Raw genomic sequence first — 15,075 nt, 5'->3', positions numbered from 1 at the left:
CGACAGGCGCGACTTAGTGTCGGGGCCAACACGACATTGTTTCGTCGAGGTGAACCGGCGGCGCGGTAACCCATCGACCCCACCACCGCTACGGCATCCGGCGCGACGGCGCGCGCCCGGCCTGGCTTCACTCGTCAGGAAGGGACAGCACAGATGTCCAACAAGGACGCACCCCCTCGTCGATCCCGACGATGGCTCTCCGCCGGATCGGCCCTGCTCCTCGTGGCCGCTGCCGGCACTGTCACACTCACCGCCAGCTCGACACCGGCCCAGGCGCACACGATCAACGCCACCGACTTCCAGCAGGTCGAACTCGCCCGGGGCGTGTCCGACATGGGTGAGCCGATGTCGCTGGCCGTGCTGCCGGACCGCTCGGTCCTGCACACCGCCCGCAACGGCACCCTGCGGCGCACCGACGCGAACGGCACCACGTCCGTGATCGGCACCCTGTCGGTCTACAACCACGACGAGGAAGGACTGCAGGGCGTCGGCGTCGATCCGAACTTCGCCAGCAACCGGCAGATCTTCCTCTACTACGCGCCGCCGCTCTCCACCCCCGGCGGCGACGCGCCGGCCACCGGCACCGACTTCTCGGCGTTTGACGGGGTGAACCGCCTCTCCCGGTTCAGCCTGAACTCCGACTTCACGCTCAACCAGTCGAGCAAGGTCGACGTGCTCGACGTCCCGGCGAGCCGCGGCATCTGCTGCCACGTCGGCGGGGACATCGACTTCGACGCCGCCGGCAACCTCTACCTGTCCACCGGCGACGACACCAACCCCTTCGAGTCGGCCGGCTACTCGCCGCTGGACGAGCGGACCAACCGCAACCCGGCGTACGACGCGCAGCGCAGCGCCGGCAACACCAACGACCTGCGGGGCAAGATCCTGCGGATCAAGGTGAACGCCAACGGCACGTACTCCATCCCGTCGGGCAACCTGTTCGCGCCCGGCACGGCCAGGACCCGGCCGGAGATCTACGCGATGGGGTTCCGCAACCCGTTCCGGATCAGCGTGGACAAGGCCACCGGCGTCGTCTACGTCGGTGACTACGGGCCGGACGCCGGCAGCACCAGCTCCACCCGTGGGCCCTCCGGCCAGGTCGAGTTCAACCGGGTCGCGGCGCCGGGCAACTTCGGCTGGCCGTACTGCACCGGCACCAACACCAGCACCGAGACGTACAACGAGTGGGACTTCGCCGCCAACACCGGCGGGGCGAAGTACAACTGCGCCGGCGGGCCGACGAACAACTCGTTCCGCAACACCGGCCTGGCCACCCTGCCGCCGGCCCAACCGGCCTGGATCCGGTACGCGGGCGACGCCGGCACCCCGACCGAGTTCGGCGGCGGCTCCGAGTCGCCGATGGGCGGCCCGGTCTACCGCTACAACGCCTCGTCGACGTCCACCACGAAGTTCCCGCAGTCGTTCGACGGCCAGTTCTTCGCCACCGAGTTCGGCCGGGGCTGGATCAAGCCCATCCACGTCAACTCCGACGGCTCCCGGGGCACCATCGACACCTTCCCGTGGGTCGGCAAGCAGGTGATGGACTCGGCGTTCGGCCCGGACGGCTCGTACTACGTGCTCGACTACGGCACCGGCTACTTCAACGGTGACGCCAACTCGGCGCTGTACCGCTTCGACTACGTCGCCGGTGGCAACCGGGCGCCCAGCGCCGCGGCGAGCGCCAACAAGACCTCCGGCGCGGCCCCGCTGACAGTGGTGTTCTCCTCGGCCGGCTCGTCCGACCCCGAGGGCGGGGCGCTCACCTACTCGTGGAACTTCGGTGACGGCACCACCTCCACGACGGCGAACCCGACGAAGACGTACAGCACGAACGGCACCTACACCGCGACGCTTACCGTACGGGACCCGCAGGGCGCCACCGGCAGCGCGAGCGTGCAGGTCAACGTCGGCAACACCGCGCCCACGGTGACCATCAACAACCCCGGCAACGGCCAGTTGTTCAGCTTCGGTGACACCGTTGCCTACAGCATCACGGTGACCGACCCGGAGGACGGCACGATCGACTGCACGAAGGTCAAGATGACCTACGTGCTCGGGCACGACCAGCACGGGCACCAGATCACCTCGAAGACCGGCTGCTCGGGCTCGATCACCATTCCGGTCGACGGTGAGCACGACGACGCGGCGAACATCTTCGCCATCTTCGACGCCGAGTACACCGACGCCGGTGGGCTGACCACGCACACCCAGCACACGCTGCCGCCGCGTCACCGCCAGGCCGAGTTCTTCGGCAGCTCGTCCGGGATCAACGTGTTCAGCAAGACCCCGGCCGAGGGCGGCAAGACCGTCGGCGACATCAACAACGGCGACTGGATCGCGTTCCAGCCGTACCGGCTGGGCAACGTCACCTCGTTCACCGCCCGGGTCTCCTCGGCGGGCGCCGGTGGCACCCTCCAGGTGCGGGCCGGCTCGGCCACCGGCACGGTGCTCGGCTCCGCGACCGTTCCGGTCACCGGCGGCTGGGAAACCTTCACCACCGTGACCGGTGCGATCAGCAACCCGCCGACCGGCACCACCACGCTCTACCTGACCTTCGCGGGTACGGGCACCGGCGCGCTCTACGACCTGGACGCGTTCACCTTCACCACCGGCTCGGCCCCCACCGGCGGGACCGGCCCGATCAAGGGTCTGGGTGGCAAGTGCCTGGACGTCCGCAACGCCGCCACCGCCGACGGCACGCAGATCCAGATCTACACCTGCAACGGCAGTGCGGCGCAGACCTGGGCGGTCACCCCGAACTCCACGATCAAGTCGTTGGGCAAGTGCCTGGACGTCTCCGGTGCCGGCACCGCCGACGGCACCAAGATCCAGCTCTACACCTGCAACGGGACCGCCGCGCAGAACTGGGCCGCGCAGGCCGACGGCACGCTACGCAACGCCGGGTCCAGCAAGTGCCTGGACGTCTCCGGCAGCAGCTCCGCCGACAGCACGGTGGTCAACCTGTGGACCTGCACCGCCGCCGCCAACCAAAAGTGGATCCTGCCCTGAGCTGAGTGGTGGGGCCCCCTGTCACCGCCTACGGTTGGGCAGGGGGCCCTTCCTAACCACAGTTAGGAGAGCGATATGCGCAGACTCCTGCGACCCGTCCTCGGTGCGGGCCTGGCCGCCCTCGCCGTCATCGCCTGCACCACCCCGGCAAGCCCGGCCAGCGCCGCCGACGCCCCGTACGACGTGCTGGTCTTCTCCAAGACCGCCGGTTTCCGGCACGACGCGATCCCGGTCGGCATCCAGACCATCCGTGACCTGGGCGCGGCGAACAACTTCACGGTCACCGCCACCGAGGACGCCGCCGCGTTCACCACCTCCAACCTCGCCCAGTACGAGGCTGTCGTCTTCCTCAACACCACAGGCGACGTGCTCAACGCCACCCAGCAGACCGCCTTCGAGTCGTACATCGGCTCGGGTCGCGGGTACGTGGGTGTGCACGCCGCCGCCGACACCGAGTACGACTGGCCGTTCTACGGCAACCTGGTCGGCGCGTGGTTCGCCTCGCACCCGGCCATCCAGCAGGCCAACATGAAGGTGGAGGACCGGGGGAACGCCGCGACCGGCCACCTGCCGCAGACCTGGACCCGCACCGACGAGTGGTACAACTACCGCACCAACGCCCGGTCGACCGCCCACGTGCTGGCCACGCTCGACGAGTCGTCGTACTCCGGTGGCGGCATGGGCGCCGACCACCCGTTGAGCTGGTGCAAGGGCTACGGCGGTGGCCGGTCCTTCTACACCGGCGCCGGGCACACCCAGGCGTCGTACGCGGAGCCGGCCTTCCGGACCCACCTGCTGGGCGGCATCCGGTACGCGGCCGGTCGGAGCAAGGCCGACTGCCGGCCCGAGACCGGCTACACCCCGCTCTACAACGGCTCCACGACCGGCTGGTCGCAGGCCGGGCCGGGCAACTTCACCAACTCCGACGCCACCCTCACCTCGGTGGGCGGCATGGGGTTGTTCTGGTACAACGCCAAGCAGTTCACCAACTACTCGCTGAAGCTGGACTGGAAGCTGGCCGGGGACGACAACTCCGGCATCTTCATCGGCTTCCCGCCGTCGAGTGACCCGCAGTCGGCGATCAACAACGGCTACGAGGTCCAGATCGACGCCACCGACGCGGTCGACCGCACCACAGGCGCGGTCTACACGTACAAGGCCGCCGACATCGCCGCCCGCGACGCGGCGCTCAACGCGCCGGGGGAGTGGAACACCTACGAGCTGCTGGTCGAGGGGGAGCGGCTACAGGTCTTCCTCAACGGAGTGAAGATCAACGACTTCACCAACACCGACCCGGTCCGCTCGCTCGCCGGCCACATCGGCATCCAGAACCACGGCACCGGTGACGACGCCTTCTTCCGCAACATTCGGATCAAGGAGCTGGGCACCACGCCGCCGGCCACCGGCACGATCCAGGCCGAGGCGTTCAGCTCGGCCAACGGCGTCTCCGCGTTCACCAAGGACGGCGCCAACGGTGGGCAGACCCTCGGCTACATCGAGCCGGGCGACTGGGCGGCGTACAACGGCGTCAACCTGACCGGCGTCACCTCGTTCACCACCCGGGTCGTCTCCGGCGGCGCGGGCGGCACCATCCAGGTGCGCACCGGCTCGGCCACCGGTCCGGTGCTCGGCACGGTCACGGTGCCGAACACCGGCAGCTGGACCACGTACGCCAACGTCACCACGGCGCTCTCCAACGTCCCGTCCGGCACCCAGAACCTCTACCTCACCTTCGGCGGTAGCGGCACGGGGCTCTTCGACGTGGACGACTTCACCCTGGTCAAGGGGACCGGCGGCAGCACCGGGGTCGGCCCGGTCAAGGGCCTCGCGGGCAAGTGCCTGGACGTGCGCAGCGGCGCCACGGCCGACGGCACCCAGATCCAGATCTACACCTGCAACGGCAGTACGGCGCAGACCTGGACCGTGTCCGGCTCGACCATCAAGGCGCTCGGCAAGTGCCTGGACGTCTCCGGTGGCGCTTCCGCCGACGGCACCAAGATCCAGCTCTGGACCTGCAACGGCAGCGGCGCGCAGAACTGGGCGGCCCAGTCCGACGGCAGCCTGCGCAACACGTCCTCGGGCAAGTGCCTGGACGTCTCCGGCAACAACTCGGCGGACAGCACCATCGTCCACCTCTGGACCTGCAACGGCGCGGCCAACCAGAAGTGGACACTGCCCTGATCCGTCGGACGCACCGAGCCCACCGGGCTCACTGAGCCCACCGGCTTGCTGAGCGCGCAGGGGCCGCCGGTCACGGCCGACGGCCCCTGCGAGCCACCCGTTGCTGACGCCACCCGTTCCGACGCCACCCGTTGCTGACGCCACCCGTTTCGAGGGGCGACCTGCTTCCGGTGTCAACAGCAGCCTCACCGGGACGCGCTCCGCCTCACCGGGCGCGTCCCGAATCGCCCTGGCTTGCTCGACGCGATCCCGCTCCGCTGACCCACGGAACAGGGCCGGGCATGGGTGGAGGGGTGGTTTCGCCGCGGGGGTTCGCATCGCTGCACAGCCGCTGGCGTCGGCGTCGCTGAAGATGGGCCGGCCTCGACAATCCATGGCCGGGGCGGCCGGCTCGCCAGGGCGGTCACAACGGCCGGGGCGGGGCCGGCCGAGCCGTCATGCGGCGCGACCCTCCCGTGCCACCGTCGGTACGGCTCCCAGCCGGCTGCCGTACCTTGACGGTCATGGGGCGTTTCGCGCGGTGGCGTCTGGTGGCGCGTGCGCATCCGACGATCTCCGACGTGCTGCTCGCCGGCGCGTTGTTCGTGTTCTCCCTGCTGCCAGTCGACCCGCCCGGTGGTCCGTCGCGAGCGCCGCTGACCGGCGGCGCCGTGCTGATCGCCCTGGTCGGCTGCGCGGCACTGACGCTGCGCCGCCGCCGTCCGCTACCGGTGCTGGCTGTCGTCACCTCCGCGGTGGTGACGGCCCTGCTCACCGACCAGGCCCGCGGGCCCTTCGTGATCTCGGTGGCCATCGCCGCGTACACCGTCGCCACCCTGACCGACCGACGGACCGCTGCCCTCGCCGGCGGGGTCAGCGCGCTGGTGGTCGGTCTCGCGGCGACCGCCACACTCGGCGTTGCCTGGCTGGACCCTGCGGTGGTGGTGCTGCTGCTCTGGTTCGGTGTCGCGGTGGCGGCTGGCGACGCGGTACGCAGCCGCCGTGCGTACGTCGCCGTGCTGGAGGAGCGCGCCCGGCGGGCCGAACAGACCCGGGAGGAGGAGGCCCGGCGGCGGGTCGCCGAGGAGCGGCTGCGCATCGCCCGGGAGCTGCATGACGTGGTCGCCCATCACATCGCGCTGATCAGCGTGCAGGCCGGCGTGGCCGGGCACCTGCTGCGCGATCAGCCGGACGCCGCCGAGGAGGCGCTGGGGCACGTCCGCGCGGCCAGCCGTACCGTGCTCGACGAGTTGGCCACCCTGCTCGGTGTGCTGCGCCAGACCGACGAGCCGGGCGGGGAGACGGAGCCGGTGCCCAGCCTGAACCGCCTCGACGCGCTGGTCGAGGGCTTCGCCGCAGGTCAGCCGGTGCGCTGGACGCTGGCCGGGCAGCCCCGCCCCCTGCCCAGTGCCGTGGACGTGGCCGCGTACCGGATCATCCAGGAGTCGCTGACCAACGCGCACAAGCACGCCCCGGGGGCGCGGGTCGCGGTCCGGCTGCGCTACGACCCCGAGGGCGTCACCATCGAGGTACGCGACGACGGCACCGACCCCGCTTCTGCCGACCCGGGGGCCACACCGGGTTCCGGCCTGGGCCTGATCGGCATGCGGGAGCGCGCCGAGACCGTGGGCGGCACCTTCACCGCCGGTCCACGCCCCGACGGGGGTTTCGCCGTCCGCGCGGTGCTGCCCGCACCCGAGGAGGTTGCCGAGTGACGATCCGGGTCCTGCTGGCCGACGACCAGAAGCTCATTCGTGCCGGGTTTCGCGCGTTGGTCGACTCCGCGCCCGACCTGAGCGTGGTGGGCGAGGCGGCCACCGGCCGGGAGGCGGTCGACCTGGTCCGCCGTAGCCGGGCGGACGTGGTGCTGATGGACATCCGGATGCCGGAGCTGGACGGCCTGGCCGCGACCGAGGAGATCACCGCCGACCCGGAGCTGGCCGCTGTACGGGTGCTGATCCTGACCACCTTCGAGGTCGACGAGCACGTCTTCCGGGCGCTGCGGGCCGGCGCCAGCGGTTTCCTCGGCAAGGGGGTCGAGCCGAGCGAGCTGCTGGACGCCATCCGTACCGTCGCCGCCGGTGACGCCCTGCTGTCGCCGAGGGCCACCCGTGGGCTGATCGCCCGGTTCCTGGCTCAGCCGGACGTCGATCCGCAGGCCGACGCGCGGCGCGTGGGGGCGCTCACCGACCGGGAGCGCGAGGTGCTCGCCCTGGTCGCTGCCGGGCTCTCCAACGAGCAGATCGCGCAGCGGCTGGTGGTGTCACCGATGACGGCGAAGACGCACGTGAACCGCTCGATGACCAAGCTCGGCGCGCGGGACCGGGCGCAACTCGTGGTGATCGCGTACCAGAGCGGCCTGGTCCGGGTGGCGGAGCCGCCGCGGTAGGCGGACCGTCGGCGTACCACGGCTGCGGTATGCCCAGGTGTCCGCCGCTGGCCGACGCCAGGGCAGGGGCACGCGGGCCATCGTTGGGCCCATGATTGACGTGACCAACCTGAGTAAGCGCTACGGCGACAAGGTCGCCGTCGAGGAGCTGACGTTCCAGGTACGACCGGGCATCGTGACCGGCTTCCTCGGCCCCAACGGCGCCGGCAAGTCCACCACCATGCGGATGATTCTCGGTCTGGACGCGCCCAGCGCGGGCACGGTGACCGTCAACGGCCGCCGGTACGTCGAGCATCTCGCCCCGCTGCGCGAGATCGGCGCGCTCCTGGAGGCCCGGGCGGTGCACACCGGCCGCTCCGCCCGCAACCACCTGCTCGCCATGGCAGCCACCAGCGGGATTCCCCGTCGCCGCGTCGACGAGGTCATCGACCTGGTCGGGCTGCGCGAGGTAGCCGGCAAGCGGGCGGGCGGCTTCTCGCTCGGCATGGGCCAGCGACTCGGCATCGCGGCCGCGATGCTCGGCGACCCGAAGGTGGTGATGCTCGACGAGCCGGTGAACGGCCTCGACCCGGAGGGCATCCTCTGGATTCGCCACCTGCTCAAGGCTCTGGCCGCTGAGGGGCGGACGGTCTTCGTCTCCTCGCACCTGATGAGCGAGATGGCGCTGACCGCCGACCATTTGATCGTGATCGGCCGGGGTCGGCTGATCGCCGACGTGCCGGTCGCCGCCTTCGTCGCACAGGCCGCGCACGACACGGTACGGGTCCGCTCGCCGCAGGCCGCAGAGTTGCGTGACCTGCTGGTCGGGCCGGAAGTGACGGTGTCGGGCGGCGAGCCGGGCCTGCTGGAGGTGAGCGGCCTGACCCTGCAACAGATCGGTGACCGGGCCGCCGCCGCCGGTCTGACCCTGCACGAGCTGTCCGCGCAGCAGACCTCCCTGGAGGAGGCGTTCATGACTCTCACCCGCGACGCGGTGGAGTACACCGCCGCGCCTACCGCCGGGGACGTCCCGGCCGGAAGGAACGTTCGATGACCGCCGGCACGCTCGCTCCCCGTACCGTCACCATCCCGGCCGGCGCCCGGGTCACCTGGTGGCGGGTGGTCCACTCAGAGTGGATCAAGTTCCGCTCGCTGCGCTCATCTCTGATCATGCTGGCCGCCACCGTGGTCCTCCTGGCCGGGCTGGGCCTGGCCTTCTCCACAGTGCTGGCCACCAACCCACCCGAGCCGGGCACCCCGAGCGCCCCCGGCGGCCCGTCCTCGCTCGACCCGCTGGGCGCCAGCCTCGGAGGGGTGAACCTCGCCCAACTGCTGATCGGCACGCTCGGCGTGCTGCTGGTCGCGGGCGAGTACTCCACCGGCATGATCCGGTCCTCGCTGGCCGCCGTGCCGAAGCGCTGGCCGGTGCTCGCCGCGAAGGTGACCGTGCTCGCCACCGTCTCGCTCGTGGTGCTCGCGACGGTCGCGGTGCTCACCTTCCTCGGCGGCCAGCGCATCCTCGGCGAGGACGGCATTTCGCTCGGCGGCGAGGGTGTGCTGCGGGCGGTGCTCGGCGCCGCCGTCTACCTGGCCGGCGTGGGAGTGCTCGGAATGGCGCTGGGCGCGCTGCTGCGCAACACCGCGGGTGCGATCACGAGCCTCGTGGCCCTGCTGCTGGTGGTGCCCGGTGTGACGTCCCTGCTGCCGGACAGCTGGTCGGACGCCATCTCGCCGTACCTGCCGTCCAACGCGGGAGAGGCCGTCATGTCGATCACCTCCAGCTCGGACCAGCTCTCCCCGGGTGCCGGGCTGGCGGTGTTCGTGGGGTGGTTGGTGGTGTTCGTCGGCGCCGCGATTGTCGCTCTGCGCCGCCGCGACGCCTGACCCGGGCGGGCAGATGTCCCCGGTCCGGTGCTCGCATCGGCCCGGGGCCTTTCGCGAGAGGGCCTGACGGAAATAGGGTGGGGGTGGCGACCGTGACGGTGGCCGGTGACCCGGTGGGAGGCGCAACCCGCCGGGCTCAGGTGCGCTCGGCACCCACCGGTGTTCCGTCTCGGTGCCGCGTACCGGTCTGACCGGTCACCCTCGCCCCGGTCCGCACAACGGAATCCCCATCACATCAGGGGAGAAGGACAATGGCGCGACCCATCACGCTCTTCACCGGCCAGTGGGCCGACCTTCCGTTCGAGGAGGTCTGCCGGCTCGCCTCCGAGTGGGGCTACGACGGTCTGGAGATCGCCTGCTGGGGCGACCACTTCGAGGTCGACAAGGCGCTCGCCGACGACTCGTACGTCGACCGCAAGCGGGAGACGCTCGCGAAGCACAACCTCGAGGTCTTCACGATCTCCAACCACCTCGTCGGTCAGGCGGTCTGCGACCACCCGATCGACGAGCGGCACCAGGACATCCTGCCCGCCCGGATCTGGGGCGACGGGGAGCCCGAGGGGGTCCGCCAGCGGGCCGCCGAGGAGATCAAGGACACCGCGCGGGCGGCGGCGAAGCTGGGCGTGAAGACCGTCGTCGGGTTCACCGGGTCGTCGATCTGGCACACCCTGGCGATGTTCCCGCCGGTGCCGCCGTCGATGATCGAGCGCGGCTACCAGGACTTCGCCGACCGGTGGAACCCGATCCTCGACGTCTTCGACGAGGTCGGGGTGCGATTCGCGCACGAGGTGCACCCCAGCGAGATCGCGTACGACTACTGGACGACGAAGCGGACGTTGGAGGCGATCGGCAACCGGCCCGCGTTCGGGCTGAACTGGGACCCGTCGCACTTCGTCTGGCAGGAGCTGGACCCGGTGAACTTCATCTTCGACTTCGCCGACCGGATCTACCACGTGGACTGCAAGGACGCGAAGGTGCGTACCGGCGACGGCCGGCGCGGCCGGCTCGCCTCGCACCTGCCCTGGGCCGACCTGCGCCGCGGCTGGGACTTCGTCTCCACCGGGCACGGCGACGTCCCCTGGGAGGACTGCTTCCGGGCGTTGAACGCGATCGGCTACACCGGCCCGATCTCCGTCGAGTGGGAGGACGCCGGGATGGATCGCCTGGTCGGCGCCCCGGAGGCGCTGCAGTTCGTCCGCCGGCTCGCCTTCGACGCCCCGACCGCGGCGTTCGACGCGGCGTTCAGCAGCAAGGACTGATCGCACCCGGACAAACCACGGGCCGGTCGCCTCTCGGCGACCGGCCCGTGGACGTGCGATGGGTCAGAGCGTGCTGCCGTTGGTGCCCGAGCCGGACGGCTTGGTGCGGGGGGTGGTGGCCGACGGCGACCCGGAGGTCGTGCCGACCGTGCTGCTGCCCGTCGAGCCGGAGCCCGCCTTGGCGCCCACCGTGGCGGGCGTGCCGGCGAACGCGTCGTCGGCGGCGGTCAGCTCCTGCTTGCCGGTGCTGCCGTTGCCCAGCTTCTCGCCCAGCTTGGTCTGGCCGAGCTTGTCCTTGCCCTCGCTGTAGAGCTTGTTGGCCTGGGCCTGCGCGACCCCGGCCGCCTCCTGGACGGTCGGGTGGTCGAGCACCTTGCGGCCCCGAACCACGAGCTCTTCGTACTTCTCCCGGCCGGCACGGGCGCCCAGGACGAATCCCGCAGCCAGCCCGCCAAGAAACATGATCTTTCCGCGCATGGCGGCTCCTTCCGTACCTGACGCGCCGTCGCGCCGGCGGGTTGCCCCGTCGGGCGCGACCAATTCGCGCCTGCGTCCTCTGTCCGCAGCTAACTACCCATCCTGCTCCCCGCTCAAGCCTGCTTGTGCCGGGATGGCGATTTGCCCCGATTGCGATCCGGACACCGCGCTGAACTGCGAATCTGGATCAAGGCGGATGCGAGTGGAACCCACTGGACCACCACCGGGGGATGTCCTGTACTCTTGTCCCGTCGCAGGGCACCGGCGAGATCCGGTTCCAGGCGGTGCGCGATCCCCTGTAGCTCAATTGGCAGAGCAGCCGGCTGTTAACCGGCAGGTTATTGGTTCGAGTCCAATCGGGGGAGCTTCTCCACTCAGCGCCCGTCGGCAGTACGCCGACGGGCGCTTTCGTCTGCGGCCACCCGGTTTCGCCCTCTCTCGACGTGCTCGCCCGGCAGGATGGTCGATGTCGACTTAGACTCCCGCTGCGTCGATTGATGCGTCGATTCTTGGGGTGAGCGCCATGTCCGGACGAGGTGGCTTCGGCCGGGCCACACTGATCGCGGTGGCGGTCGTGCTGGCCTGGCTGGTGATCGGCGGTGTGGCCGGCCCGTACGCCGGGCGGCTCAGCGAGGTCGCCACCAACGACAACGCCGCCTTCCTGCCCACCGACGCCGAGGCGACCCGTGCCCAGGACCTCGCCGGTGGCTTCGTCGACAGGCAGACCGTCCCGGCTCTGGTCGTCTACGAGCGGTCCACCGGGATCACCGACGCCGACCGGCAGCGGGTGGCCGCCGACGCCGCCCGGTTCGCCCAGATCCCCGGCGTGGTCACCCCGCTGCCCCCGCCGATCCCCAGCCAGGACGGTCAGGCACTCCAGGTCGTCGTGCCGGTGGACGACGCCGAGGGCGAGGAGATCGGCGCGGTCGTCGAACAGGTGCGCGACCTCGCCGGCGGCGACCGGGACGGCCTCACCGTGGACGTCGCCGGCCCGGCCGGCCTGCTCGCCGACCTGATCAAGGTCTTCTCCGCCATCGACGGGCCACTGCTGCTCGTCACGCTCGTGGTGGTGCTTGTCATCCTGCTGATCGTCTACCGCAGCCCGGTCCTGTGGATCTTCCCGCTGCTGGCCGCCGGAATGTCGTACGCGCTGGCCTCGGTCTTCGTCTACCTGCTCGCCGACGCCGACATCGTCAAGCTCAACGGTCAGGCACAGGGCATCCTCACCGTGCTGGTCTTCGGCGCCGGCACCGACTACGCGCTACTGATGATCGCCCGCTACCGGGAGGAGCTGCACCGGCACGACCGCCCATGGGACGCCATGCGCGCCGCGTGGAGGGGCGCCGCGCCGGCCATCATCGCGTCCGGCGGCACCGTCATCGTCAGCCTGCTCTGCCTGCTGCTGTCCAGCCTCAACTCCAACCGGGCGCTCGGCCCGGTCGCCGCCATCGGCATCGCCGCCACGCTTCTGGTGATGCTCACCTTCCTGCCCGCGCTGCTGGTGCTCGGCGGCCGGTGGGCGTTCTGGCCCCGCCGGCCCAAGCTCGACCAGGCGGACCCGCGGGTCGAGCACGGCATCTGGAACCGCGTCGCCGGGTTCGTGGCCCGCCACGCTCGACCGATCTGGCTGAGCACCGCAGTCGTCCTGGCTCTCCTCACAATCGGCCTCACGCAGCTCGGCGCCACCACCCTCGGGCAGTCCGACCTGTTCACCCAGCGCACCGACTCGGTGGACGGCCAGGAGGTGATCGCCCGGCACTACCCGGCCGGCACCGGCAGCCCGGCCACCATCTTCACCACCGAGCAGACCGCGCGGCAGGTGGCGCAGGCGGCCCAGGGCGTACGCGGCGTCGCCGACGTCCGTCCGCTCTCCACCGGCCCGCAGACCGGCCCACCCGATCCGAACGCCCCACCGAAGGTCGTCGACGGGCGGGTGCAGTTGGAGGCGACGCTCGCCGACCCGCCCGACAGCGACGGCGCCGAGCGGACCATCCGCGACCTGCGGGTGGCCGTCCACCGGGTGCCCGGCGCGGACGCCGTGGTCGGCGGCTTCACGGCGATAAACGTGGACACCTCCGACGCCGCGAAGCGCGACCAGAACGTCATCATCCCGGTGGTGCTGCTGGTCATCGCGGTCATCCTGGCCCTGCTGCTGCGGGCCCTCCTCGCCCCGGTTCTGCTCATCGGCACGGTGCTGCTCAGCTTCGCGGCCACCCTCGGTCTCTGCGCGCTGCTGTTCCGCCACGTCTTCGACTTTCCCGGTGTGGACTCGTCGTTCCCGCTGTTCGCGTTCGTCTTCCTTGTCGCCCTCGGGATCGACTACAACATCTTCCTGATGAGCCGGGTCCGGGAGGAGTCGGTCAAGCGGGGCACGCGCGCCGGTGTGCTCGCCGGCCTGGCCGTCACCGGTGGGGTGATCACCTCCGCCGGCATCGTGCTCGCCGCGACGTTCTCCGCCCTGGCCGTCCTGCCGCTGGTGATCCTCGTCGAGTTGGGTACCGCAGTCGCGATCGGGGTACTGATCGACACGATCATCGTCCGGTCGCTGCTGGTGCCCGCGCTCGCGTACGACATCGGGCCGAAAATCTGGTGGCCGGGCCGGTTGTCCCGGGCGAACGGCGAGCGGGAGGCGCGCGATGCTGGCTGAGACCGACGTGGTCGTCGTCGGCGGCGGCCTGGCCGGTCTCGCCGCCGCCCGCCGGCTGCACCGCGCCGGGGTGCCCTGGCGGCTGCTGGAGGCCGGCGGCCGGCTCGGCGGTCGCGTTGCCACCGATGTCATCGACGGCTACCTGATCGACCGCGGTTTCCAGGTGCTCAACACGGCGTACCCGCGGCTCGGCACGCTGCTCGACACCGACCGGCTCGACCTCGGCTACTTCACGTCCGGGGTGCTGGTGCGCCGGGGCGACGACCTGCTGCGGCTGGTCAACCCCGTGCGCGAGCCGACCGGCGCCCCCGGCACCGCGCTGGCCGGCGTGGGCTCGCTGCTCGACCGGCTGCGCTTCGCCGCCCTCGCCACCGGCTGCGCCACGCTGCCGGTGTCCCGGCTGCTCGCCGCGCCGGAGACCAGCGCCGAGACGGCGTTGCGTCGCGCCGGTCTCTCCGACGCGATCATCGAGGAGCTGCTGCGGCCGTTCCTGTCCGGCGTGTTGATCGACCGGGAGCTGGCCACCTCCAGCCACGTGCTCGCGGTGGTGCTGCGCTCGTTCGCCCGCGGCCGGATCGGCCTGCCCGCCGAGGGCATGGCCGCGCTGCCCCGGGCCATCGCCGACCCGCTGCCCGCCGACCTGCTCGACCTGGACACCCCTGTCGCGCAGGTCGCGCCCGGCCTGGTCCGCACGCAGGCCGGCGCCATCCGCTGCCGGGCCGTCGTGGTCGCCGTCGACCCGCCCGCCGCGGCCGCGCTGCTGCCGGCCCTGGCGACGGTACGCATGCACAGCTACACGACCTACTACCACAGCGCGCCCGAGCCGCCGCTCGCCGAGCCGATCCTGCTCATCGACGGCGACCGGCGGGAGATCGTGGCGAACACGGTGGTGCTCAGCAACGCCGCCCCGACGTACGCGCCCGCCGGACGGCACCTCGTGGCCACGTCGGTGGTGGGTCCGAAGGCCCCGCCCGAGTCGACCATCCGGGCCGAGTTGACCCGGCTGTACGGCCGATCCACCGCCGACTGGACCCATCTCACCACAGTGGTCGTCCCGGAAGCGCTGCCCGCCGCGCCGCCGCCGCAGGGACGGCTGCGCAAGCCCGTCTCGATGGGGGAGGGGCTGTTCGTGGCCGGCGACCACCGCGACAGTCCATCGATCCAGGGCGCTCTCGCCAGCGGCTGGCGTGCCGCCGGGGCGGTGCTGGAGGAGCTGCGCGCCGGCTGACGCCGCCTCGAAGAGAGGCCCCCGCAGCCGTAGTTGATCACCT

The 15,075-nt window shown here is 71.2% G+C and carries 10 protein-coding genes and 1 tRNA gene; 10 read left to right on the top strand and 1 reads right to left on the bottom strand.

Annotation, left to right across the window (positions count from 1 at the left end):
- Positions 1–153: 153 nt before the first annotated feature.
- The 7 genes from MILUP08_RS27145 to MILUP08_RS27115 all read left to right on the top strand — a co-directional run bounded on the left by MILUP08_RS27145 (position 154) and on the right by MILUP08_RS27115 (position 10,680).
- Complete coding sequence (locus MILUP08_RS27145) at positions 154–3,009, top strand: PQQ-dependent sugar dehydrogenase (RefSeq protein ID WP_007463796.1); 2,856 nt, start codon at positions 154–156, stop codon at positions 3,007–3,009.
- 75 nt (positions 3,010–3,084) lie between these two features.
- Positions 3,085–5,190 (top strand): ThuA domain-containing protein, encoded by a 2,106-nt coding sequence (locus MILUP08_RS27140; protein WP_007463794.1) that lies wholly within the window; start codon positions 3,085–3,087, stop codon positions 5,188–5,190.
- Positions 5,191–5,693: 503 nt separating this feature from the next.
- The gene (locus MILUP08_RS27135; protein WP_039906696.1) at positions 5,694–6,884 is read left to right on the top strand and encodes a sensor histidine kinase; all 1,191 of its coding nucleotides are present in this window, start codon (positions 5,694–5,696) and stop codon (positions 6,882–6,884) included.
- Positions 6,881–7,558 (top strand): response regulator, encoded by a 678-nt coding sequence (locus tag MILUP08_RS27130; protein WP_007463790.1) that lies wholly within the window; start codon positions 6,881–6,883, stop codon positions 7,556–7,558. The genes MILUP08_RS27135 and MILUP08_RS27130 overlap by 4 nt, the downstream gene beginning before the upstream one ends.
- A 91-nt stretch (positions 7,559–7,649) precedes the next feature.
- Positions 7,650–8,591, top strand: a complete 942-nt coding sequence (locus MILUP08_RS27125; protein ID WP_007463788.1) for an ABC transporter ATP-binding protein — start codon at positions 7,650–7,652, stop codon at positions 8,589–8,591.
- On the top strand, positions 8,588–9,421 hold the full coding sequence (locus MILUP08_RS27120; RefSeq protein WP_007463786.1) for an ABC transporter permease: 834 nt from the start codon (positions 8,588–8,590) through the stop codon (positions 9,419–9,421). Before MILUP08_RS27125 ends, MILUP08_RS27120 begins: the two co-directional genes overlap by 4 nt.
- A 251-nt stretch (positions 9,422–9,672) precedes the next feature.
- Positions 9,673–10,680 carry a sugar phosphate isomerase/epimerase family protein gene (locus MILUP08_RS27115; RefSeq protein WP_007463784.1) on the top strand — a complete coding sequence of 336 codons (1,008 nt, stop codon included), beginning with the start codon at positions 9,673–9,675 and terminating at the stop codon, positions 10,678–10,680.
- A gap of 63 nt (positions 10,681–10,743) precedes the next feature.
- Here the strand turns inward: MILUP08_RS27115 and MILUP08_RS27110 are convergent, their stop codons facing one another.
- Positions 10,744–11,157 (bottom strand): hypothetical protein, encoded by a 414-nt coding sequence (locus MILUP08_RS27110; protein ID WP_007463781.1) that lies wholly within the window; start codon positions 11,155–11,157, stop codon positions 10,744–10,746.
- A gap of 292 nt (positions 11,158–11,449) precedes the next feature.
- Between MILUP08_RS27110 and MILUP08_RS27105 the strand changes: the two genes are divergently transcribed.
- The 3 genes from MILUP08_RS27105 (at position 11,450) to MILUP08_RS27095 (ending at position 15,032) form a co-directional block, all read left to right on the top strand.
- Positions 11,450–11,522, top strand: a tRNA-Asn gene (locus MILUP08_RS27105).
- A 158-nt stretch (positions 11,523–11,680) separates the two neighbouring features.
- Complete coding sequence (locus tag MILUP08_RS27100; RefSeq protein WP_007463779.1) at positions 11,681–13,804, top strand: MMPL family transporter; 2,124 nt, start codon at positions 11,681–11,683, stop codon at positions 13,802–13,804.
- Positions 13,794–15,032, top strand: a complete 1,239-nt coding sequence (locus MILUP08_RS27095; RefSeq protein WP_007463777.1) for an FAD-dependent oxidoreductase — start codon at positions 13,794–13,796, stop codon at positions 15,030–15,032. The genes MILUP08_RS27100 and MILUP08_RS27095 overlap by 11 nt, the downstream gene beginning before the upstream one ends.
- Positions 15,033–15,075: the final 43 nt, after the last annotated feature.

This window comes from Micromonospora lupini str. Lupac 08 (assembly GCF_000297395.2).
Classification (GTDB): domain Bacteria; phylum Actinomycetota; class Actinomycetes; order Mycobacteriales; family Micromonosporaceae; genus Micromonospora; species Micromonospora lupini.
Note: the sequence above shows the minus strand (reverse complement) of the source record. Positions and strands in the feature narration are given on the sequence as shown.